The 21722-nt window shown below is 66.6% G+C and carries 20 protein-coding genes and 3 tRNA genes; 8 read left to right on the top strand and 15 right to left on the bottom strand.

All coding sequences use genetic code 11. From position 1 onward, the window contains the following. Positions 1–846 precede the first annotated feature (846 nt). The 4 genes from QF037_RS31500 to QF037_RS31485 all read right to left on the bottom strand — a co-directional run bounded on the left by QF037_RS31500 (position 847) and on the right by QF037_RS31485 (position 4397). Positions 847–1326, bottom strand: coding sequence for a hypothetical protein (locus QF037_RS31500; protein WP_307030995.1), 480 nt, complete (start codon positions 1324–1326; stop codon positions 847–849). After that, a complete protein-coding gene (locus QF037_RS31495) occupies positions 1323–1877 on the bottom strand; it encodes a hypothetical protein (protein ID WP_307030993.1) in 555 nt (184 codons plus the stop codon). Before QF037_RS31495 ends, QF037_RS31500 begins: the two co-directional genes overlap by 4 nt. Before the next feature lie 448 nt (positions 1878–2325). Beyond that, a complete protein-coding gene (locus QF037_RS31490) occupies positions 2326–3864 on the bottom strand; it encodes a terminase large subunit domain-containing protein (protein ID WP_307030991.1) in 1539 nt (512 codons plus the stop codon). Beyond that, the gene (locus QF037_RS31485; protein WP_307030989.1) at positions 3861–4397 is read right to left on the bottom strand and encodes a hypothetical protein; all 537 of its coding nucleotides are present in this window, start codon (positions 4395–4397) and stop codon (positions 3861–3863) included. The genes QF037_RS31490 and QF037_RS31485 overlap by 4 nt, the downstream gene beginning before the upstream one ends. Before the next feature lie 428 nt (positions 4398–4825). Between QF037_RS31485 and QF037_RS31480 the strand changes: the two genes are divergently transcribed. After that, positions 4826–5092 (top strand): hypothetical protein, encoded by a 267-nt coding sequence (locus tag QF037_RS31480; protein ID WP_307030987.1) that lies wholly within the window; start codon positions 4826–4828, stop codon positions 5090–5092. On the opposite strand, the gene QF037_RS31475 is transcribed toward QF037_RS31480, so the two are convergent. The 7 genes from QF037_RS31475 to QF037_RS31445 form a co-directional block, all read right to left on the bottom strand. Then, positions 5085–5546, bottom strand: a complete 462-nt coding sequence (locus QF037_RS31475) for a hypothetical protein (RefSeq protein ID WP_307030985.1) — start codon at positions 5544–5546, stop codon at positions 5085–5087. The genes QF037_RS31480 and QF037_RS31475 overlap by 8 nt on opposite strands. 71 nt (positions 5547–5617) lie before the next feature. Further along, positions 5618–7063 carry a methyltransferase domain-containing protein gene (locus QF037_RS31470; protein WP_307030984.1) on the bottom strand — a complete coding sequence of 482 codons (1446 nt, stop codon included), beginning with the start codon at positions 7061–7063 and terminating at the stop codon, positions 5618–5620. Next, positions 7060–7722, bottom strand: coding sequence for a ParB/RepB/Spo0J family partition protein (locus QF037_RS31465; RefSeq protein WP_307030982.1), 663 nt, complete (start codon positions 7720–7722; stop codon positions 7060–7062). The genes QF037_RS31470 and QF037_RS31465 overlap by 4 nt, the downstream gene beginning before the upstream one ends. Before the next feature lie 57 nt (positions 7723–7779). Further along, positions 7780–8157 (bottom strand): hypothetical protein, encoded by a 378-nt coding sequence (locus QF037_RS31460; RefSeq protein WP_307030980.1) that lies wholly within the window; start codon positions 8155–8157, stop codon positions 7780–7782. A 580-nt stretch (positions 8158–8737) separates the two neighbouring features. Next, complete coding sequence (locus QF037_RS31455; protein ID WP_307030977.1) at positions 8738–9055, bottom strand: hypothetical protein; 318 nt, start codon at positions 9053–9055, stop codon at positions 8738–8740. A 60-nt stretch (positions 9056–9115) separates the two neighbouring features. Beyond that, the gene (locus QF037_RS31450) at positions 9116–10276 is read right to left on the bottom strand and encodes a ParB/RepB/Spo0J family partition protein (protein WP_307030975.1); all 1161 of its coding nucleotides are present in this window, start codon (positions 10274–10276) and stop codon (positions 9116–9118) included. A gap of 162 nt (positions 10277–10438) precedes the next feature. Continuing rightward, positions 10439–10609: a hypothetical protein gene (locus tag QF037_RS31445; RefSeq protein WP_307030973.1), complete on the bottom strand. Its 171-nt coding sequence runs from the start codon at positions 10607–10609 to the stop codon at positions 10439–10441. Between the two features lie 326 nt (positions 10610–10935). Here QF037_RS31445 and QF037_RS31440 point away from each other — a divergent pair, with 326 nt between their 5' ends. Then, positions 10936–11463, top strand: a complete 528-nt coding sequence (locus QF037_RS31440; protein WP_307030972.1) for a hypothetical protein — start codon at positions 10936–10938, stop codon at positions 11461–11463. A gap of 5 nt (positions 11464–11468) precedes the next feature. Continuing rightward, entirely contained in the window at positions 11469–12227 is a 759-nt protein-coding gene (locus QF037_RS31435; protein WP_307030970.1) for a hypothetical protein, read from the top strand. Here QF037_RS31435 and QF037_RS31430 read toward each other — a convergent pair. Continuing rightward, positions 12168–13190: a recombinase family protein gene (locus QF037_RS31430; protein WP_307030967.1), complete on the bottom strand. Its 1023-nt coding sequence runs from the start codon at positions 13188–13190 to the stop codon at positions 12168–12170. The genes QF037_RS31435 and QF037_RS31430 overlap by 60 nt on opposite strands. A gap of 590 nt (positions 13191–13780) precedes the next feature. Between QF037_RS31430 and QF037_RS31425 the strand changes: the two genes are divergently transcribed. Then, entirely contained in the window at positions 13781–15268 is a 1488-nt protein-coding gene (locus tag QF037_RS31425) for a tyrosine-type recombinase/integrase (RefSeq protein ID WP_307030966.1), read from the top strand. 127 nt (positions 15269–15395) lie between these two features. Here QF037_RS31425 and QF037_RS31420 read toward each other — a convergent pair. The 3 genes from QF037_RS31420 to QF037_RS31410 all read right to left on the bottom strand — a co-directional run bounded on the left by QF037_RS31420 (position 15396) and on the right by QF037_RS31410 (position 15802). Beyond that, a tRNA-Ile gene (locus QF037_RS31420) sits at positions 15396–15469 on the bottom strand. A gap of 181 nt (positions 15470–15650) precedes the next feature. After that, a tRNA-Asn gene (locus QF037_RS31415) sits at positions 15651–15723 on the bottom strand. 6 nt (positions 15724–15729) lie between these two features. Next, positions 15730–15802, bottom strand: a tRNA-Asn gene (locus QF037_RS31410). 135 nt (positions 15803–15937) lie between these two features. Between QF037_RS31410 and QF037_RS31405 the strand changes: the two genes are divergently transcribed. The 4 genes from QF037_RS31405 (at position 15938) to QF037_RS31390 (ending at position 21624) form a co-directional block, all read left to right on the top strand. Beyond that, positions 15938–16243 carry a YtxH domain-containing protein gene (locus QF037_RS31405; protein WP_307030964.1) on the top strand — a complete coding sequence of 102 codons (306 nt, stop codon included), beginning with the start codon at positions 15938–15940 and terminating at the stop codon, positions 16241–16243. 117 nt (positions 16244–16360) lie between these two features. Next, complete coding sequence (locus QF037_RS31400) at positions 16361–17800, top strand: xylulokinase (protein WP_307030962.1); 1440 nt, start codon at positions 16361–16363, stop codon at positions 17798–17800. Positions 17801–17962: 162 nt separating this feature from the next. Beyond that, positions 17963–19696, top strand: coding sequence for an ABC transporter ATP-binding protein (locus QF037_RS31395; protein ID WP_307030960.1), 1734 nt, complete (start codon positions 17963–17965; stop codon positions 19694–19696). Next, positions 19696–21624, top strand: a complete 1929-nt coding sequence (locus tag QF037_RS31390; protein WP_307030958.1) for an ABC transporter ATP-binding protein — start codon at positions 19696–19698, stop codon at positions 21622–21624. The genes QF037_RS31395 and QF037_RS31390 overlap by 1 nt, the downstream gene beginning before the upstream one ends. Positions 21625–21722: the final 98 nt, after the last annotated feature.

Here is a 21722-nt window from a genome sequence, read left to right as displayed (position 1 = left end):
TAGACGGCGTCGCCCAGCAGGATCGCGGTTCTCTCGGCCTGCTGAAGGCGTAGCGGCAGCATTTCCTTCTCCGCCCACGCCCTCAGCTTGTCCTGTACGGCCAGCGCCGCAGCTGCCTCAAGGGTCGGCTCGTCGTCGGTGTGCTCCGCGCCCGCAACGCTGATGACCTGCTGGGAGCCAAGAAGGTAGCCGAGCGCGGTGTCGACCAGCTTGGAGGCGTCGCCGAGTTCCCTCCGTTCGAAGCCAGCCTCGTCATCGCCTGTCACGGCGGCGACCTGGCCGACCTGGTTGGAGTCGTACGCGGCCAGCAGCCGGTAGGCGGCCAGGCGTCGCAGGTCCTCGTCTGGCACCCAGGATCGGGTCAGTTCCGCCCAGGTGTTACGGCCTGGTCGGCGCGGGTCGGCCATGGCTGGCTTGTAGTCCAGCCAGCTCCAGACGTCGGTGATCAGCTCGCGCAGGCCCACAGTGCCCCTCCGGCAGTCGGCCCCGCGCCGCGCCTCCAGCCTACGAGACGTCTTCTACGTCGGGCTTCCGCAGTTCACAGCGCCTCGGGACCGGAAATTACCGAGCAGCTGAAGGTTCGATGTCGAAGAATTCGTCATGCACAGCAACTTGCCGGGTGATTGGCCCACAGCTGACATTCCCTACGCGATCTCACTCTCAGGATCGAACTGGTCCACACCAAGGCCCGTGGTCGTCTATCCGCCCGATGAGGGCGGCGGCCGCCGCGTTCCCCCGCCGCGCCTGCCTGGAGGACTGGGACCATGTCGACGTGGCCACCTCAGATCGGATCGGGTGGTGCGGTGGCGGACAACAACGTGGCAGCGGTAGGACGACTCAGGTCGGTCAGATAGGGGGCTGGGCCTGCGCGGCGGCGTTCGTGGCCCCTCTCGCAGCGGCGGCGACGGCCGTCATATCCGACGCTTCACTGCGGCGCAGGACAACGATCTTGAGAATAGCGATCAGGCTCGGTCCACAAAGCACCATGGCCAACCACCAGACGTCCCGCGCCACATAAACGCCCGCCCCCAACATAGCGATACTCATGAGACCGCCGACTATCAGACTGGCCATCCGAAACCTGTGCTGGCGCACCTCCCGCTCTGAGCGGGCCTTCCTCTCAGCAGCCTGCCTCTGTGCGTCCAACTGCCTTAGACGTATTTGGTGTTCACGCTTCAACTGTGGTTCGAGGGCTTCAAGGGCCACCTTGAGTTGGTCCGGTCCGCCAAGAGCCGCTCCCCATTTCATGGCGATCTCCAGTCCAGCAGAGACCAGCGGATCATCGTCGCGCCGCATCGGCGACGTGCTGCTGTTCTCTACGCTCACTGATGCGCCCCTCCGTCGCCGCTTCCTGCTGGCGAGTAGTCGAGTTCTGTCGGTTCCGGCGGCGGTCCAAGACGTAGGAAAAGCGCGGCCAAGGAGCGTTCGATCGACTGCTCGGCGGCGTCTACTTCGAGTTCCTCATGATCGACAGGCTGGACAAGCAGATCGATATCCGCGCGTGGATACACCCTCGTTCCGCGCGCGAAACTCCCGCTGACGGTGGACTCCGATTCGTGCTTGGCTGCGGTGTTCGCGGCCTCGCCGTCGGCACTCTCGAGGTCGTCTACCCGGGCCGGAGACTCCATCCGGTCAATGATCTGCCTCGCCAATTGGATGATCTCAACTGAATCTAGTGCTCCAGGCGTTGGCAGGCTGATGATGAATCCCAGGTCATGCAGGGCATCGAGCAGGGCCGTGCTCTCGATCGATGGTGCACTGGTCATGTGCTGCATCAGGGCCTCGGCAAGCTCCGCCTTCGTGAAAGCAGACGAACCAAGTTGGAGAAGATCCCGGTGGATGCGGATATATGCCTGTGCGAGCAAAGCCTCATCCACAGGATCGGACTTAATGTTCCGATCAAAATGCAGAGGGCGGGCGTGCCCTATCTCCGATGCATGACGAGAGCGACTCCACCACCTCGGCCCCCCAGATCTGGGAATAGGGCCCACCCCCCGTTAGTCGACATGCTCACAGTACTCGCCAGCGTACGGAGGGTGCAGTGTTTGGCGTAGACGAAACGCCTTCTCTCGTAGGGCTCACTGGGCAGTTACGGCGCAGGTAACCCACCGCGTCACCACGGCGATGGCGGCGCCGGACTGCGGCTGACATCGTCGACGTTCCCAGAGGCCCAGGACACGACAACACCTGGTCACTGGCGGAGTGCTGCGCGCGGCGAGGACCAGCCCGTAGGCCGGCAGGCCCCATGCGGGCCGCTGGGGACCGATACGCCCTGGGCCATTTCCTCTTGGGGCCGTTGTCGGTCGTGCGTCTGCCCTCACCAGTTCAGCGGCGGCCGTCGAAGCGGTCGTCATCTGTGTCGGCGGGCAGAGTGTCGAGCTGGTCGGGGTCGGCCAGCTCCGTCAGTCCGTGCACGGCGGCGTCCATGCGGTCGGGGCTGTCCATTCCCTCGACCCAGGTGACCATCTGGCCTTCCAACTCGGGGTATTCGCCGACGTGGTGTACGAGCCGCTGTTCGTACAGCTGGGCCACGGGGGCGGCCCGCAGGCGTTTGCCGACCTTGGCGGTGACCTCCAGGATCATGGGCATGAGGAGCCCCTTGGTGACGCCCTCGCGGCGCAGCTGCTCCCATGCCTGGGTGACGATCTGCCGCGCCATGTCTCCGCCGTAGTTCTTCTCGACCACGATCGCGTCGGCCTTGAGTTCGAGTGCGAGACGGCATGCGGCCAGGCCCCAGTCGTTGGCGCCCATCGATCCGGATCGGTCAGCCAGGACGTACAGCTGCCGGTCGAAGTCGCGGCCGACGCCGATGACGCCCGTCTCGTCGCCGACCGTGGACTCTCCGCCGGCGGGGTCGACGGCGACGACGATGCGCGCCATGTCGAGGCCGGAGAACTGGACGGCGTTGATACGGGCGGTCTCTATCCACTCCCGCCGCCAGACGCCCCCCTCCGGCGGACGGGGCTTCTGCAAGTAGAGGGCAGCCCAGACGCGTTCGCCGACTCGCTTACGAGTCTTGGTGTGGTGGGTGACGTCGAAGCGTTCGGGCCACAGCGCCTCGCCCGGAGCGCGGCCGAGCGGGTCGTCGAGGCTGTCGGCGATGGCGGGCAGGTCGATGACCCGCCAGGCGTCGCGCTCGGTGGCGAGGATGCGTCCGGCGAGGTCGTCTTCGTGCCAGCGGGTCTGGATGAGGCAGATAGCGCCGACTGGTTCGAGTCGGGTCTGCAGTACGGAGGTCCACCAGTCCCAGGCGCGCTTGCGCATGGTGGGGCTGTCGGCGTCCGCCATGTCCTTGACCGGGTCGTCGACGATGGCGATGTGTGCGCCGCGTCCGGTGAGGCCACCGCCGATACCGGCCGCGAGGAGGCCGCCTTCGCCGCCGACGATGTCGAAGCGGTTGGCGGCCTGGCTTCCTGGCTTGAGTTGGATCCCGAGGTCGTCGCCCCAGGTGTTGATGGCGTCCCTGATCCACCGGCCGTGGTCGTCGGCCAGGTCGGCGGAGTAGCTGGCGATCATCATGCGATGGCCGGGGTTGCGCCGCAGGTACCAGAGAGGCGCCCAGCGGGAGGCCCGTCGGCTCTTGCCGTGCCGCGGGGGCATGGTCAGCATGACGCGGTCGCATCGGCCTGCGGCCATGTCGATGAACGCCTGGTCGATGAGATCCAGGTGCGGGGCTTGCATCTCACGTCCGCTGGTGAGGACGGCTGCGAGTGCACCAGGCGAGCGGTCCATGGCGAGTTGGCGTTCGACGCGCGCCAACTCGGCCCGCAGCGTGGGAGATGCCGCTCGCACGATGGACCGCCGCTGCGCTGGCGGACGGGTCTTGTAGTGGGCTATGACGCTTTCGTGGTCGCGCGGGGTCATTTGCCGTCCGGATCGGTGAGCGCGATCAGGGCGTCGAGTTCGTCGACGGTCACGCTCTCGACCTGGACCGGTCCGCCGTCCGGGCCGGACAGTTCCGCACGGACAGGCATGTCGAGGCCGAGCAGTCGTGCGCGGCGCTCCATGATCCGCAGGGTGCGGTCGATGGCAGCAAGGTCCTGGTCCCGGACGGCCTTCTTGTAGGCGACGAAGAACAGCCGGTCGAGGCGGTCGGATTCCATTGCGCGCAACTCATCTACGTCGTCGTTGAGTTCGGCGCGGCGGTCGGCGAGTGCGGTGCGGACGTCCCGGCAGGCGGCATGAATCAGGGCCCCGTTGGTGGGCGGGTCTTGGTTCTTGCGGTACCGCTCGACTCCGTAGCCCTGCGGGTAGGCGATCCCGTCGGAGTTGACGGTCGGGTCGGCGGCGAGCTTGCGGGCGATCGTCAGCCAGTCCACGCCGGCGAGGCGTAGATCGATGGCGTCCGAGCGGCGGCGCGCGATGGCCGCACGCGCGGCTTTGTCGGGGCGTCCCACGGCGGGGGTCCTTCACAGCTCGGGTGCACCCCCGCGCCCGGAAACCATGATCCCATCAAAGGGATGCGTTCGGCCTCACCTGCGTGCAAGGGAACTGCCACAACATCACTCGATCGAGTGAAGCCCTCTGCAAGGTCAACGCCGGTTGAATTCCTTCCACTAGCGTAAAAGACGCAGGATGAGCGAGGCGCCGGAGTCCGACGACTCTCGTCGCTAACTCATATTGTCTCGGCATAGTGAAACCGGGCCCTGCAAGACAAGGAAGGCCGCTGCGGGCACCCTCTGGGGCTCGACCTTACGGGCAGGACGGCAGTACCAGCAGTACCTGAGTTTCAGCGTCGGCACGAATCTCAGTTCAGCCACAGTCCGTGGCCGAACTGAGCGTGCCTGTCACGCGTTCGGCCCTGTTCGAGAGGTAATGCCGAACCGTGGAAGACAAGCTCATTCCGGCCCTTGTGGCAATTTTCGGCCCGCCGGCCTTGTTCATGATGTTCCTTGAGCGCCTGCTGGACGATCTACGCCGCGTGTACGAGGCGTGGCTCCGTTTCCTGGACGCCATCAAGGGCGGAGGCCACCTTGATGCACCGCCTGCTCCCAATGACGATGAGCCTGACCGGAGGCATGAGGCCGAAGAAGACGAGGATCCCGACGAGCCCGGGCCGGACTCGACATCCGGCCCGGTGCCACTCACATGAAGGACATCTGCTCCCCTTCACCTGGCCGTCGAGGCAGCACGTACTCGGACGAAGCGTCGGGCGCATTACGGTTCTGCCGTAGCCACCAGGCGAATTGGTAGTTGCGGCACGAGCGGTAGCGCGTCGATCGACGCAGCGGCGCACTCTCGGGAATGGAGTGCTCGCCCCATCCGATGATGGGGCGAGCGTTGTCGAGGCTGACAAGAAGGCCCGGCACCAATGCCGGGCCTTCCCAGTGCTCGCCGGGAGCAGGCTCGAAGGCAAGGTGCGCGTTCGCGGCCCAGTTCCATGGGTTGGGCAGCGCGCACAAGTACCAGGCCAGCGGCGGGTTGTCCTCGGGGAGTTCGAGAGTCTGGTGCCGACTGTAGATGTCGAGCCGAGGGCGGTCGGGCTGGCCGAAGCTGCGCAGGCAGTGTTGGTCGAGGGCTACGTGCCGCACGCCTGCCAGCCACATGATGTGGTACCGAGTTCGTGATTCAATTTGGACCTGTATTCGCTGCGACATCCGCTCCCCATTTACCCGCTTCAATTGGCGAGAGATTCATTTCTCTCTACTACCAATTTTATCAAATTTCCCACCAATTCCAGATGCCTGTCATGCCGGAAGCCATTCGGGTAAGGCATGTTGAATTCTTCTTCGAATGCCTTCTCGTATTCCTCCTTGGGGAGCGCGATGGGGCGTCGACAGGTGGCCTTGATGTTGGAGCCACTGAGGTCGGTGACTTGCACGTCCTCGAAGTAGCGGCGGAGCAGCGGCTCCAGGGTCTCGGGGGTGTGGAAACGCAGCTTCTGCCATTTCCCCTTGACGAAGTTCATCTCGACGTTGTCCGCGTCGAGGAAGCTCATTTTCGTGGTGGCTGTCTGGGAGGTGACCCGCTTGGCTTGCTCGTCCCTGAGTTCGCGGGCGAGGTTGCGGGTGCCGAGGCATACGACGCCGTCCGCCGCGCAGAGGGCGTTGACGGTGGTCATCACCCAGTGCTGGTAGTCGAGGGTGGTGGTGGCGTTGATGACGGAGTCGAGGACCACCACGTCGTAGAGGCCGTTGGCCTGGATGTCCTTGTCGATGTCGCGGATCATGCCGACGACGGCGCGGATGTCGACGGCGTACGAGCCGTCTCGGCAGCGGTAGGGCTCGTAGTCGTGGATGTTGAAGCCCATGGCGCGCAGGTGCTTGGCGTAGTCGCCGTACCCGGCGCCGAAGTCCACGACCCGGTGGGTGGGCTTGAGCCAGGGCGTGACCAGTTGGTCCCAGGTCTCGGAGCCGTAGGCAAGCTTTCCGGCCTTGGCCTTGGAGGAGAACTTGCGGAGCCTCTTGGGCTGCACGATGTGCTGGTTCCACACCGGGGCCTTGCTCTCGATGGCGGTCCAGTCGTAGACGCCGTACTCGCCGGTGAGATCGGCGTGGAGTTGGGCGGCGTCGGCGGACGTGACGGTCCAGGCGAGGAGGTCGAAGCGGTTGATGGAGGCGACGACGGCGTATTCGGCGTTGAGGACGATGCGGCCTTGGTCGTCGATGACCACGCTCCCCCAGGGGCCATGGCCGGCGGTCATGTGTCCGATGGCGTTGACGAACGAGAGGTTCTTCCGTTCTGCCACCCGGATGGACTGCCACGGAATCCACGACCAGGCGCCGATGACGCCGGGCTCGGCGTAGACGACGCTGGCCTCGGTCTCGACCCGGTTGTGCAGCAGGTTGAACTGGATCTCGTCCTGCAACCTGACCTTCGTGCCCAGCATGACCGCGGGCGTGTGCGTCAGGCCGATGGCTTGGAGGCCCTTGGTTCTCTGGTGGCCTGCGACGAGCGTGCCGTCGGCGTTGAGGATGACGGGCTTCACGACACCGTGGCGGCGCAGGGGTGCCTGGAGCCTGACGAACGCCTCCTCGCTGAGACGGCGCGGGTTGTAGTCGGCAGGGCGAAGTCGATCGAGCGGGTACGCCTCGTAGAACGTCGTGGTGGGGGCACTGCTCACGCCGCCTCGCCCTCCTCGTGGGCCTGCTGCAAGACGTGCCAGCCGAAGCCGAGGTCACTGTTGGTGTCGTCCACGAACTTCGTGTAGATGGCGTTGAGGGCTTCGACCTCTTCGGAGGTGATCCGGACCCGCTTGGACTCCCACTGGAGGTAGCCCCATTGGAGGTAGTCGACGGTGGCTGCGGCACCGGTGCCCGCGCCGTCAGAGGTGAGTTCCAGCGTCTCGGGAAGGGAGGTGTCGTCGAGGAGCCGGTCTACGCTCTCGCGGTCATAGCCGGTACCGGCCAGGTCCGGGATCTCGGAGAGGATCTCGGCCAGGAGCACGCTGTCGTATCCGGCGAGGTCGTTGGTCCGGTTGTCGACGATGACGATGCGGGCCGCCGCGTCGTCATCGACGTCGACCCAGGTGACGGCGATCTGTTCCCAGCCGAGCTGCTGGGCAGCCGCGTACGTGTGGTTGCCGGCCAGGATCTCGTTGCGGCGTCCCGTGTGGGTGCCCTTGTTGACGACGATCGCGCGGTACTGGCCGTTGACGGTCAGCGATTCGGCGATCGAGGGGAGGTCACCGTTGCGCGGGTTCCGGTAGTACGGAACGAGGTCCTCGGTAGGAATGGCGAGCGGCAGGAGCAGGTCGGGGATGTTGACGGGCGTCGGGGTCACTGGGCGTCCCTTGTGTAGGCCGTTCCCCGCGCCCTACAGCCAGTTCAGACTAGACGATCACGCTGGGTCGCGGCGGTCGCCAGGGCGAGGGTTCAGCTGGTCCGTTCGTCGCCGACTGCCCACCCATCGGTGAACGTGATGGATGGCGGCGGCCACCAGCCCGCAGGCGGGGAATGCCAAGAGGCTGGCAAGAAGGACCCCACCGCCGCCGAGCTGTACAACGACCCAGGCGACAACAGCAATGGCCGCCATGAGCAGGACGGCCATCGCGTCGGCGGCAAGGCGGAGGAGGGTGTGCATCATCGGTTGTTGCAGCCGCAGATGCCGGTAGGCAGGCACCAGGAAGCACAGGATCGGCACCACTCCGCGCCAGGTACGGGAGGTGTCCGACGGTCCGGTTCTGCGGGCGGTGCCTGCTTGGCGGTCATGCTCCATGTCGCTTTCGTCGTCGGGGAGTTGCGGCTGCTTCGGGTTCCGTGAGGTGCCGGGCTGCGTCCGGATCGGGGTCTCCTGGTACTTCGAGGCCCGGGTCACGTTCAGCGAGGGCCCTGATCGGCTTCCCGTCCCGCTCGACGAGGAGACGTTCGTACAGCTCGCGGTCCTCTGGGTGCCCGGCGAAGTCCTCTGTGTTCATGGCACTCCTGAGTGCACGGGGACCCGCCCCCGGCGTGAGGCGGGGACGGGTCCGGTCGTGATCGTGGATCTTGGCGGCGCTCCGGCGGCTCCGCTCAGGCGCGGGGCCGGTGCCTGGCGGGTAGGGCGCGGGGGATTGGCCACCCGCCAGGCACCGAAGGGGAGTGCCGCATGCCACGGCACGTTGGTGAGCCGGTTCCTCGGCTGAGGCCGTCCCCACCAACGAGATAGACCGTACCACGCGTCAGTGTTGGGATCTATTTTTGCCTATGACGCAGCGCCGTACTCGAACCCGTCGAGGGGCTCTGCGCCGTGGGCTGTCGGCCCGTCCGTGAAGAACAGCCCCTGCCGGACCACCATCGGCCTTGCAGGTGAAGCTCCCTCACTCCCTGGCAGCCTTGGCCTCGGCGGCGAGCAGCGCCGCTTCGAGCTCGACCAGGCGGGCCGTGACCATGAGGTGGGTGCGCACGTACACCGAACTCCCGGCGCTTTCCATGAGGCCGGCGGCCGCGAGCAGCGTGAGGTTGTACGCCTCGTTCAGCGCCGTCCCCTCATTGTCACGACGCGCCTTGAACAGGTGCGCCGCAGCCTCGCGGACGAGCTGAGCCACGTCGGGGTCGTACTCCTCAAGGGCGTTGGCGGAGACCGGCACGTCGAACAGGTTGCGGTTGATGCTGCGCATAGCCCTGATGTCGTTCATCACTGTGGGGCTCCATAGGGAAGGGGGCGGCCCGCTGGGGGCCGCCCCGGGATGGACAGGTCAAGCTGCGACGGCGCCCGGCTCGGCCGCCGCCTCGGTCTCGGTGTCGTCCCCCTCCTGCTCCGCCGGGCCCTCGGGCTCCACATCGGCGGCCAGAGCGGCCCCGGTCTCCGCGTCGGCGTCGGCGTCCGAGGCGGGCTCGGCCTGCGTCTCCGGCTCGGCGTCGCCCGCAGCCGGGTCCAGCTGGGCGAGAACGGCGTCGGCGTCGGCCATCAGGTCGGGTGCCGCGGCGGCGGGGTTGACCATGATCTCGCTGGCGTCGGCGTGCGCTTTCGCCTGGCGGAGCTGGAAGCGGGCCCTCTGCACGACGTCCGCGACCCGGTCCATCTGCTCAAGCCGCTTGCCGACCTCCCCCGCCAGAGTGCGGGCCAGCTCCATGGGGTCCGCCTTTCCAATGCTGTCCAACAGCGCCCACATCCCCTCGATGGCGTCGAGGTCGCTCTTGGTCTTGGCCTGCGCGCGGCTCCGCTCGGCCTTCTCCTCGGGGGTCATCTCGTCGACGTCGACCATGGAGGCCTGCGTGGCCGCCTTCTCCTGCTTGCGCATGGCGTAGGCGATGTGGACGAGCTGATTGTCGTTCTTGTCGCCCTTCTTCCAGTCCTGGAAGACCGCCTTCTGGTTCTCCCTCGACAGCGCGGCGATCTGGACGGCTGCCTGGGTACCGATGTGCCCGAGGTCGACGGCCGCCTGGATCTCGGGGCGCAGGGCGAGCAGGGCCAGCCGCTGGTTGACGAACTGGACCGACTTGGAAAAGGTCTTGGCGACCTTGGGGACGCAGGCAGGGTCACCGTCGTACTCGTCGTCCAGGACCTTCTTGAAGCCGCGCGCCTCCTCCAGCGGAAGCATGTCCTCGCGGTTCAGGTTCTCGGCCATCGCCTTCTTGAAGGAGTCCATGTCGCTGATCTCGGACTCGCCCTCGGGCAGAAGGATCTTCGCCTCGATGGTGATGTTGTCCGCGAGTTCGTTGGCGCGGAAGCGGCGCTCGCCGGCAACGAGCTCGTAGCCCTCCGCCACCTTCCGGACGACGATCGGCTGAAGGAGGCCGTGCTCCTTGATCGACTCGGCCAGCTCGTTCAGCGCGTCCTCGGTGAAGGCCTTACGGGGCTGGTGCGGGTTGCGGTGGATCTGGCGCATCTTCAGGGTGGCGTACTTGTGCGTCATTTCGGTCTCCAAGCGGTCAGTGGGGGCTCGGGCTTCCCCCTTCCTTCTGGTTCTATTCTATATGCATTTAGAAGAAGCGTCCACAATTTTTCGATAAGTTTCTGCAGGTCAGACGCCAAAACGCGGACCCACGACGGATCCGCGTTCGACTTTCCGCGCAGGTCAGCCCGCGGCGGGCGCATCCGACTGCTGCAAGCCACACCCGACCCGTTTCGGGTCAACAATGGCCAGCGCGCCGAGCGCAACGAGCGCCGTCCCCTCATCCAGGGCGACGTTCTCCACGCCGCCCGACTCTTCCAATCGGGCTAGCACTCGGTCCAGCTCGATCCCCACCCGTACCCTCCCCGCGTTCAGCCGTTCGTCCCCCGCGGCAAACGTGGTCGCTTAGATCCCTACACAGCCGTGATGGAGGCACACATCAGACACCAAAGGGCGCCGGACGCGATTCTCACAGCCTGAGAGGTGGAAGTGGGGCGGCGACCCGCACGCTGAGTGCGCTTTCTATGACTGCTGGCTACCGATCTTGCTGGAGCCCTCTTGCAATGTCAACCAACCTAGACATTAGACCGTTCCCTGTGTCACCCCTGATACTTGGCATGCACCACGCCTTGCCACTACCGCCCAACCGGGCCCGCTACTCACCGAGGAGCCGCCGTCCTATGCCGCTCGGCCCGGACACCCCTCTTTCCAGCAAGCTCGCTGTACTGCTCGGCAGGAAACGGGCGAGGGAAGGGAAAACACCCAGTACTCGCAACCTGGCCAGTGCGACAGCAGCGACGCCCGGGGGCAAGCCGGTGATGACTCATCAGGTCATCAACGATCTTCTGAACGGCGTGAAGTCTGACCCCAAGAGTTCCCAATTGGCCGGACTCGCAAGGGCATTCGATGGTCCGGTAGCTTACCTACTCTCCGGTTACAACGGTCTGACCTCCCTGACCGTCTACGAAGAACACCAAGACGCCCGCGAGGCGCTCCGGCTCATTCACGACCTGGGTGAAGCCGGCGCCGCTGAACTATTGGAGGCCGCACGTGAGATCCGGCTGCGACATGGGCGCAGCGATCTCACCGTGCCAGAGGTGCCCGAACCTCTCCCCCCTGTAGCTGAACCACCGCGGCCAGGTCGGCGCAGGCGCCTCAGCTTCACCGAAGCAGCCGAACGCGCGGTCTCTGATCTGGAAGGAAACTGAACTACATGGACGGCATCGTCTTCGGACTGTGCGCCCTGTTCGGCTTAGCGGGCACCTTGCTCTCCGCTCGCGAGGCATGGCGCCATCGGGACCAAATCGAGTACCGCATCGCTCGATCCACCCGGGCAGCGGCCTTCGGCGTCTGCACGTTAGGCGTGCTCTTGGCTGTACCAGCGATTGAGAGCCTGGTCGAGTCTGCGACCGGAATGAACAACGCGGCAAAGATCGGCGCCCACATCTGCGCGGTCCTGTGGTGCGGCAGCCTTCAACTCATGCTCGTGGATTGGTCGTACAACCAGGACGTACTGAAGGCCAGCCTCTACGCGCGTATCGCCTTCGCGGCGTGCGTCCTTGCAGCCATGCTGCCGCTCTTCGCCTACACCACCGCGGAGGGGATCGAGTTCACGACCGAATACGCCAACGTCCCCGGCGTCACCGTTTACCTGCTGGTCTACCTCGGCTACGCCGCCATCACGTGCGGCGAGATCGCGTTCCTGTGCTCTGGGATGGCGCTCGTCGCCAGGCGAAGGGGGCATTCCTGGTCGGCTCGCGGGCTGGGGCTTTCTACGGTGTCGGCGCTTCTCGGAGTTGGCTACGCCGCCAGCAAGGGCTCATACCTGGTGGCCAACTACCTTGGCCACCCTTGGAGTCTGGAGACGGAAGAGATCATCTCGCCCCTTCTGGCGGGGCTCTCCGTGATCACACTAATCACCGGACTGACCATGGCGATGATCGGCAGGCGGCTCGCCGCCCGCATCGTCTGACTCAGCTGAGAGGTCGGCCAGCTTGCGCCAGCGGAGGACAACACGCCCTGGCTCCAAGGTGCGAACACCGCGGGCGCTCGCTGGGAAGACCTCAACGCCCTCCAAGAGCAGCGTGGTGATGGCCCTCTTCGATGCGGTTGGCGCAGAGTTCCACCACCTCACCAGATCCTTCGCCCGCCCCAGTGAGAAGCTCGCCATCTGATCCGAGTACCGCTTCCGGGATCGAGCGGACTTGAGGCTGTCGGCGATCTCCTTCTCAGCCGCCACGAGCGCAGCCTTGCTGATCTGACGCGCTCCGTACAGGGTTCCGACCTCAGTCCGACGCGCTTCCAGGTCCTTGATGTCAAGGTCAAGGCTCTTCACCAGCTTCCGCACAGCCTCTTGGGCCTTGAGGATCTGGGCTCGGACACCGGGCTTGAGGAGCTCTGCCACGACGTACTCACCGACGTGACTCTCCAGCAGTTCCGCATCGATACGGACTTCACCGCAACCGCCTCGCCCCTCCTTGTCCTTCGGGCGACAGCGATAACCAGGGGTTCCCGCATTGGTCCGTGCACCCTGAAGCGCATGAGTGCACTGGCCACAGGTGCACCCGCCATCGGTCAACAGGTAGTCGTACGGCACGTCTGCGTCGCCCAGCTTCCGGTGCTGCTCGCGCTCGAGCAGCGCCTCGAACTCCTCGCGAGTAATAACGCCCAGGTGGCCGGCGTCGACGAGCTGTCCATCGTCGTCGTAGCGCAGCCCTGCGATCGCCGGGTTACGGAAGAGCCGTCCGACCGAGGCGTCCTTCCACTCTCCGCCGAGCGTCCCCCGGTAGCCCTGTCCATTCGCCCAGACAGCAACGTCTGCATTGGACACAGTGAGGTCGACCAGCGCCCGGCTGACCATCTGGCGCAGCGGGTCCACTTCGTCATCACGCAGCCGCTGACGCGACTGATCGTCGAAACCGTAGAGCCGTGGCATGCGGTGGTCCGTTCTCATCTCATACGCCCTGCAACCGCCCGAATCCTAAGTCACAGCACCTGTGCCGTGACTATGAACCGAGAGGACCGGCTGATCAAGGGCTACGCAGGTCACTACTCCGGGGGCTTCACCCCCAGAACGTGCCAGAGTGCTGCGGTAGGGACCCTCACCGTGCCGCCCAGAAGGAGTGTCGGCACAGGGAATGACCCGTTCTTGATCAAGTTGTAAGCCTTGTGCGCGCCGATCCCCATCGCCCGAGCAGCCGTCGTGACGTTCACCGTCGTCGGGAGCGCGAGCAGTTCTTCCCGGGTCATCGGGCTGGCCCCGGAGTCCGTAGCTGCAGAAGCGTCCTTCGTTGTCATTCCCGTTGTCGCGATCTCCCCCACGCCAACATGCCATAAGGATACGCCAACACTGGAGTGTTGGGGCAAGATAGACATTGGTTCGACAAGGACCGACACAGAAGATCCACATGCCACCACGCGGGGAGAAGCGTGTCAGACATCAGCTATTTCAAACGCTGCCAGTGCAAGGCGCCGGCGACAGACGACGCCGGGAAGCCCATATTCAAGACCGACGGTTCACGGAAGATGAAGGACATCGGCCAGACCTGCCCCAAGCTCACGAGCAAGGGCCACGGGACGTGGTACTTCGCCTTCGACGTAGATCCCGGTGAGGGCGGCAAGCGGCAACGCGCGCGGCGGGGCGGGTTCGCGACCAAGGACGCGGCGAAGGAGAAGGCCACCGAGGTGTACCGCGAGGCTTTCGGCGGGACCGACGTGCTCAGCGATACGACCGTCGGTGAAGACCTGCGGTCCTGGCTCAAGCGCAAGAGGAGCCTGGCCCGTACCACGCGCCACGGCTATGAGGAGCACATCGACCTCTACCTCGAACCGCACCTCGGTCACGTCAAGCGGCGCGACCTCAGGCTGCGCCACATCGAGGCCATGTACGACGCGATTGAGCGTCAGAACGCCGAGCGGCTGCTCCACCACGCCAAGGTGCTCGAACTGCAGGAAGCTCGGGACGCCGCCTACACGACCTGGGTGCGCGCCGCGGGCAAGAGGGAGGAGCGCCGTGTCGCACGCCGTGCCTACCTGGATGCCAACGCCGCGCTGCGGGAGGGCCGCAAAGGCAAGCGGAAGATCATCAGCGCCGCGACGATGCACCGGATCAACGCCACCCTCAGCTCATTCCTGGGCCTCGGCATCAGGCGAGGCGAGTACTCAACCAACTGGGCCCAGCTCGTCGAACTTCCAGCAGCCAAACGGCCCAAGCCCCTGGTGTGGACACCAGAGCGGGTCGAGCAGTGGAGACAGACCGGCGAGAAGCCAGGCCCGGTCATGGTCTGGACCCCGGAGCAAACGGGCCAGTTCCTCGACTTCGTGAGCGACGACCGGCTCTACCCCCTGTGGCACACCTTCATCTTTCTCGGCCCACGACGCGGTGAGATGTGCGCCCTGCCGTGGCCGGAGGTGCATCTGACGAGCCGGTGGCTCCGCGTCTCTGCTCAGATCGTCGAAGTCGCGTACCTGTTGTACGGCGAGCCGCCGAAGGCCGACAGCGTCCGCACGATCTCCATGAGCGCGGAGTCGGTGGAGGTGCTTCGCGAATGGCGGATCACTCAGGAGAAGGAACGGACGCAGTGGTCCGGTGTGCAGGCTTGGACCGAGTCAGACCGGGTCTTCACCCAGGAGAACGGCGAGCCGTACCACCCGGACTGGATCAGTCGGCGCTTCAAGAGGCTGGTCGAGCTGTCCGGGCTTCCGCCCGTCCGCCTTCATGATCTGCGCCATATCTCCGCCACTCTGTCGCTACTCGCGAAGAACGACATCAAGGTGGTGCAGGAGCGTCTGGGCCACAGTTCCCGTCAGATCACGTCGGACACGTACACCAGCGTCCTGCCCCAGCTGATGACCGCCGAGGCGGAGTCGACCATCGCCACGGTGCCCCGCGCCGAGCGCAAGACCAGCCCCAAGAAAAAGGACCAGGACGGGGCTGAGGTCTCTGAGGACTCCACGGCAACCCCCGAGGCGGACGATTCGGCCCCTGATGAGGGCCCCGCGCAGGCGGCGTGACCCTCTGGCCCCTGGCTGGCCCCTGGATCATGATTCCTTGATCCACTAGAGCCGCCAAGATCCCTCAAGTGACCCAGCCCCCCAGCTAAGTTGCTGGTCAGAAGGTTTCTCCTCGCGTAGCGAAGAGTGGGGCGGGTGGGACTCGAACCCACGGCCGACGGATTATGAGTCCGCTGCTCTAACCGGCTGAGCTACCGCCCCATAGCGGCGTGTCGCGTACACGTGTGCGCGCCGTCTGCCGCAGCATAGCCGCTCATACGATCTCCTGCTTCGGATGGTCGACTTCGCATGCCCTGAAGGACTCCGCTGTGACCTGCACGGTTCCCGGGGCAAGGGTGATCACATGAAAAAAGGACCCCTTCGGGGGTCCTTTTTCAACGTGCTCTCCCGACTGGACTCGAACCAGTAACCTGCCGGTTAACAGCCGGCTGCTCTGCCAATTGAGCTACGGAAGATCGAAGCTCCCCCGACTGGACTCGAACCAGTAACCTGCCGGTTAACAGCCGGCTGCTCTGCCAATTGAGCTACGGAGGAATGCCTCGGTTGCATCGAACGTAGCTCCCTGGGTAGTCGCCAGGGGGCGGGCGTTCGCTGCGACACATACATTAGCGCAAGCAGGGGGGTGCTCCGCCAATCGGTACTTCTGCACGACGGAAGGGTGGCTCCGCCATGCGCTACAAGCTCACGTTCGTCACCGGGCTGGCACTGGGTTACGTGCTGGGCACCCGGGCCGGACGGGAACGTTACGAACAGCTGAAGAAGTCGGCACGTCAGGTGTCCCAGAACCCCGCGGTCCGCAACACCGCCGAGTCGGCCGCCCAGCAGGGCCGCCAGTTCGCGGGCAAGGCGTACCACGTGGTCAGCGAGAAGGTGGGCGAGCGGGTTCCCGAGTCGGTGACTCAGCGGGTGCGCTCCCTGCGGGACAGGAACACGAACGGTGCGGCACAGGACGACTGGGGCACCAGCAACACATAGACCGGCGTCGCCGGAGACAGGCCTGGGGGCGCGGGGAACGGCGCGAACGACCGCGTCGCACCCGCGCCCGACAGCGCCCGCGCACCCCCACGGCGCGTGGCCCATAGAATTTCCGCCATGGGGATAGTCGCCGGGCTGGACAGTTCGCCCGATTTCACTCGCATCGTCGTCTGCGACGCGGACACCGGTGCCGTGCTCAAACAGGGGTATGCCCCGCATCCGGTGGAAGGCCGCCCCTCCGACGTCGATCCCCAGGCCTGGCTCCTCTCCCTCGGCGAGGCAGCCGGCGGAGGACTCCTCGAGGGCGTGCAGGCCATCGGCGTGTCGTCCCAGCAGAACGCGGTCGTGCCGCTGGACTCCCAGGGCAACACCGTGCGCCCCGCCCTCGTCGGCGGCGACAAGCGCGCCCAGGTCGCGGCGGCCGATCTGGTCGACGCGCTCGGCGGGCGCGAGGCGTGGGCGCAGGCGGTGGGATGCGTACCGCAGGCCGCCCAGCCCATCACCAAGCTCCGCTGGCTGGTCAAGAACGAGCCCGACGCGGCCGCCCGTACCGCCGTCCTCCTCCAGGCCCACGACTGGCTGGTGTGGCAGCTCCTCGGCAGGCCGGTCCGCCGGACCACCGACCGCGGGGGCGCCTCCGGCACCGGCTACTGGTCCGCCGCCACCGGCGGCTACCGCACCGACCTCGTCGAGCTGGCGCTCGGTCACCAGGCCATGCTGCCCGAGGTGATCGGCCCCTCCGACGCGGCCGGTACGACTCCGGAAGGCCTGCTGATCTCCGCCGGCACCGGCGAGACCATGGCCGCCGCCTTCGGGCTGGGGATCGGGCTCGGCGACGCCGTCGTCTCGCTCGGGGCCTCCGGCTCCGTCATGGCCGTGCACCCCGAGGCGCTCGTCGACAACACCGGGATGATCACGTCCCTGGCCGACGCCACCGGCATGCACCTTCCGGTCGTCACCACGCTGAACGCCGTACGCACCCTGCGCGGCACCTCCGAGCTGCTCGGGCTGCCCGACCTGGAGAGCCTGTCGGAGCTGGCGATGAAGTCGACGCCGGGCGCCCATGGCCTCGTCCTGCTGCCGTATCTGGAAGGCGAGCGGACGCCGAGCCTGCCGCACACCGCCGGGACGCTCGCCGGGCTGCGGCGGGAGTCGATGAAGGCGGAGCATCTCGCGCGGGCCGCGTTCGAGGGCATGCTGTGCGGGCTCGCCGACGCGCTCGACGTGCTGCGCGGACGCGGTGTGGAGGTGCGGCGGGTCTTTCTGCTGGGGGCGGCGGCCGAGCTGGCGGCCGTGCAGGCGGCGGCGCCGTCGATCTTCGGGGCGCAGGTCGTCGTACCGCAGCCGGCGGACTACGCGGCGCGCGGTGCCGCCCGGCAGGCCGCCTGGGCGCTCGGTGTGTCGCAGGGCACGCTCGACCCGCGGAACCCGCCGGCCTGGCAGGGGGCGGCCGCGCAGATCCTGGAGCCCGGCGAGGACCTGGCGGTGGGACAGGCGGTGCGGCAGCAGTTCGTGTCGGTGCGGGAGCAGACGCATCCGGGGGCGTTCCGGTCGTAGCGGAAGGTAAGAGACCGGTAGGAAACCAGCGCTTCTGTACCCCGGAAGGCCGTACGAAGCACTGCTGTCGGCTTAATCGGTTGAGGTAACGCGGGGGGAGTGTCCGACGATAGGGGCCAGGGGCAACCACCCTGCTCCTACCGCCGACTCCGAGAGACAAGCGTGCTCATACGACTTCTGCGGACCTATCTCAGGCCCTACCGGAAACCCATCGCCCTCCTGGTGGTGCTGCAGTTCCTGCAGACCTGCGCCACCCTCTATCTGCCCACGCTGAACGCGGACATCATCGACAGCGGCGTCGTGAAGGGCGACACCGGGTACATCCTGTCCTTCGGCGCTCTGATGATCGGTATCTCGCTGATCCAGGTCGTGTGCAACATCGGTGCCGTGTACTACGGCGCGCGGACGGCCGCGGCGCTGGGCCGGGACGTGCGGGCCGCCGTGTTCGACCGGGTGCAGTCCTTCTCCTCCCGCGAGGTGGGCCAGTTCGGGGCGCCCTCGCTGATCACCCGGACGACGAACGACGTGCAGCAGGTCCAGATGCTGGCCCTGATGACGTTCACGCTGATGGTGTCCGCGCCCATCATGTGTGTGGGCGGGATCGTGCTGGCGCTCGGTCTGGACGTGCCGCTGTCCGCGGTCCTCGTCGCGGTCGTCCCCGTGCTGGGTGTCTGCGTGACCTTGATCGTGCGGCGGCTGCGCCCGCTGTTCCGGGCCATGCAGGTGCGCCTCGACACCGTGAACCAGGTGCTGCGCGAGCAGATCACCGGCAACCGGGTGATCCGCGCCTTCGTGCGCGACGACTACGAGAAGGACCGCTTCCGGCGCGCGAACGCCGAGCTCACCGAGATGTCGCTGGGCACCGGCAAGTACCTCGCGCTGATGTTCCCGATGGTCATGACGGTGGTGAACGTGTCGTCGATCGCGGTGGTGTGGTTCGGCGCCCACCGGATCGACGACGGGCAGATGCAGATCGGTGATCTGACGGCGTTCCTCGCCTATCTGATGCAGATCGTCATGTCCGTGATGATGGCCACCTTCATGTTCATGATGGTGCCGCGCGCGGAGGTGTGCGCCGAGCGGATCCAGGAGGTGCTGGACACCTCCTCGAGCGTGGTTCCGCCCAAGGCTCCGGTGCTGGAGCTGCGCCGCCACGGCCATCTGGAGATCCGCGGGGCGGGCTTCCGCTACCCGGGTGCCGAGGAGCCGGTGCTCAAGGGCGTCGATCTCGTCGCCCGGCCCGGTGAGGTGACCGCCGTCATCGGGTCGACCGGCAGCGGCAAGTCCACGCTGCTGGGGCTCGTGCCCCGGCTGTTCGACGCCACCGACGGCGAGGTGCTGGTCGACGGGGAGAGCGTGGCGGGCATCGAGCCCGAGCTGCTGGCGCGGACCGTCGGCATGGTGCCGCAGCGGCCGTACCTCTTCGCGGGGACCGTGGCGAGCAATCTGCGCTACGGCAATCCGGACGCCACGGACGAGGAACTGTGGCACGCGCTGGAGGTGGCGCAGGCCAAGGACTTCGTGGAGCGGCTGGAGAACGGGCTCGACTCCCCCGTCGCCCAGGGCGGCACCAATGTCTCGGGTGGTCAGCGGCAGCGGCTCGCCATCGCCCGTACGCTCGTGCAGCGCCCGGAGATCTACCTCTTCGACGACTCCTTCTCCGCCCTCGACTACGCCACCGACGCGGCCCTGCGCGCGGCCCTGTCCCGGGAGACCGCCGAGGCGACCGTCGTGATCGTCGCCCAGCGGGTGGCGACCATCCGGGACGCCGACCGGATCGTCGTACTCGACGAAGGACGGGTCGTCGGCACCGGCCGGCATCACGAACTGATGGCGGACAACGAGACCTACCGGGAGATCGTGCTCTCCCAGCTCACGGAAGCGGAGGCTGCCTGATGGCCGGGCCCATGGGGCGCATGATGGCCGGGACCGGCCCCGATCACCGGTCGATGGACTTCAAGGTGTCGGGGCGGCGGCTCATCTCCCACTTCCGGCCGGAGCGGTTCACGGTCTACGCGCTGGTGTTCTGCGTGTTCGTCAGCGTGGGTCTGTCGGTCGTCGGGCCGAAGATCCTCGGCGAGGCCACCGATCTGGTCTTCGCGGGCATCGTCGGACGGCAGATGGAGCCCGGCGCCTCGAAGGAGCAGGTGCTTGAGGCGATGCGGGAGCGCGGGGACGGCCAGGTCGCCGACATGCTCCGCAGCACCGACTTCACCCCGGGCGAGGGCATCGACTTCGGTGCTGTCGGCCATGTCCTGCTGATCGCGCTCGTCGTGTTCGTCGCCGCCGGGCTGCTGATGCTGGTGGCGACGCGGCTGGTGAACCGGGTCGTCAACCGGACCATGTTCCGGATGCGGGAGGACGTACAGACGAAGCTGTCGCGGCTGCCGCTGTCGTACTTCGACAAGCGGCAGCGCGGTGAGGTGCTGTCCCGGGCGACGAACGACATCGACAACATCGGGCAGACCCTCAACCAGTCGATGGGCCAGCTCATCAACTCGATCCTCACCATCATCGGGGTGCTCGCGATGATGTTCTGGGTGTCATGGCTGCTGGCGCTGGTCGCGCTCGTCACCGTGCCGCTGTCGTTCGTGATCGCCACGCGCGTCGGCAAGCGGTCGCAGCCGCACTTCGTGCAGCAGTGGCGCTCGACGGGCAAGCTCAACGCGCACGTCGAGGAGATGTACACCGGGCACACGCTGGTGAAGGTGTTCGGGCGGCAGGACGAGTCGGCGCAGCAGTTCGCCGAGCAGAACGAGGCGCTGTACGAGGCCGGGTTCAAGGCGCAGTTCAACAGCGGGGTCATGCAGCCGCTGATGATGTTCGTGTCGAACCTGAACTATGTGCTGGTCGCGGTGGTGGGTGGCCTGCGGGTCGCCTCCGGCACGCTGTCCATCGGTGATGTGCAGGCCTTCATCCAGTACTCGCGCCAGTTCTCGATGCCGCTGACGCAGGTCGCGTCAATGGCCAACCTGGTGCAGTCCGGGGTCGCCTCGGCCGAGCGGATCTTCGAGCTGCTCGACGCGGAGGAGCAGAAGGCCGACCCGATGCCGGGCGAGCGGCCCGCCGAGCTGCGGGGGCGGGTGGCACTGGAAGGCGTGTCCTTCCGGTACGACCCCGAGAAGCCGCTCATCGAGGATCTGTCGCTCAAGGTGGAGCCGGGGCACACGGTCGCGATCGTGGGTCCGACGGGCGCGGGCAAGACCACGCTGGTCAACCTGCTGATGCGGTTCTACGACGTCTCCGGCGGGCGCATCACTCTCGACGGGGTCGACATCGCGCGGATGTCCCGGGACGACCTGCGGGCCGGGATCGGCATGGTGCTCCAGGACACCTGGCTGTTCGGCGGCACGATCGCGGAGAACATCGCCTACGGGGCCTCGCGGGAGGTCACCCGGGGCGAGATCGAGGAGGCCGCGCGGGCCGCGCACGCGGACCGGTTCATCCGGACGCTGCCCGACGGGTACGACACCGTGATCGACGACGAGGGCTCGGGGGTCAGCGCCGGTGAGAAGCAGCTCATCACCATCGCGCGGGCGTTCCTGTCCGACCCGGTGATCCTGGTCCTCGACGAGGCGACGTCGTCCGTCGACACCCGGACCGAGGTGCTGATCCAGAAGGCGATGGCGAAACTGGCGCACGGACGGACGTCGTTCGTGATCGCGCACCGGCTGTCGACGATCCGGGACGCGGACACGATTCTGGTGATGGAGAACGGGTCGATCGTGGAACAGGGTTCACACGGGGACCTGTTGGCCGCGGATGGAGCATATGCGCGGCTGTACAAGGCACAGTTCGCGCAGGCGGTGGCCGAGGTCGACTGAGGAGGGGGCGAGGCAGGTCGGCGGTCGACTGCGGGTGCGTGGGGGCTGGTCGCGCCCACGCGGCGGAGCCGCACATGTCACAGCCCCGCGCCCCTGAA

The organism is Streptomyces canus (assembly GCF_030815415.1).
Lineage (GTDB): Bacteria > Actinomycetota > Actinomycetes > Streptomycetales > Streptomycetaceae > Streptomyces > Streptomyces canus_F.
Note: the sequence above shows the minus strand (reverse complement) of the source record. Positions and strands in the feature narration are given on the sequence as shown.

Excerpts from the sequence above, each read along its gene's own strand:
- QF037_RS31490 (WP_307030991.1), bottom strand. The coding sequence starts at position 3,864 with ATGACCCCGCGCGACCACGAAAGCGTCATAGCCCACTACAAGACCCGT.
- QF037_RS31475 (WP_307030985.1), bottom strand. The coding sequence starts at position 5,546 with ATGTGGCTGGCAGGCGTGCGGCACGTAGCCCTCGACCAACACTGCCTG.
- QF037_RS31460 (WP_307030980.1), bottom strand. The coding sequence starts at position 8,157 with ATGGAGCATGACCGCCAAGCAGGCACCGCCCGCAGAACCGGACCGTCG.
- QF037_RS31455 (WP_307030977.1), bottom strand. The coding sequence starts at position 9,055 with ATGAACGACATCAGGGCTATGCGCAGCATCAACCGCAACCTGTTCGAC.
- QF037_RS31450 (WP_307030975.1), bottom strand. The coding sequence starts at position 10,276 with ATGACGCACAAGTACGCCACCCTGAAGATGCGCCAGATCCACCGCAAC.
- QF037_RS31440 (WP_307030972.1), top strand. The coding sequence starts at position 10,936 with ATGCCGCTCGGCCCGGACACCCCTCTTTCCAGCAAGCTCGCTGTACTG.
- QF037_RS31435 (WP_307030970.1), top strand. The coding sequence starts at position 11,469 with ATGGACGGCATCGTCTTCGGACTGTGCGCCCTGTTCGGCTTAGCGGGC.
- QF037_RS31430 (WP_307030967.1), bottom strand. The coding sequence starts at position 13,190 with ATGCCACGGCTCTACGGTTTCGACGATCAGTCGCGTCAGCGGCTGCGT.
- QF037_RS31425 (WP_307030966.1), top strand. The coding sequence starts at position 13,781 with ATGAAGGACATCGGCCAGACCTGCCCCAAGCTCACGAGCAAGGGCCAC.
- QF037_RS31405 (WP_307030964.1), top strand. The coding sequence starts at position 15,938 with ATGCGCTACAAGCTCACGTTCGTCACCGGGCTGGCACTGGGTTACGTG.
- QF037_RS31400 (WP_307030962.1), top strand. The coding sequence starts at position 16,361 with ATGGGGATAGTCGCCGGGCTGGACAGTTCGCCCGATTTCACTCGCATC.
- QF037_RS31390 (WP_307030958.1), top strand. The coding sequence starts at position 19,696 with ATGGCCGGGCCCATGGGGCGCATGATGGCCGGGACCGGCCCCGATCAC.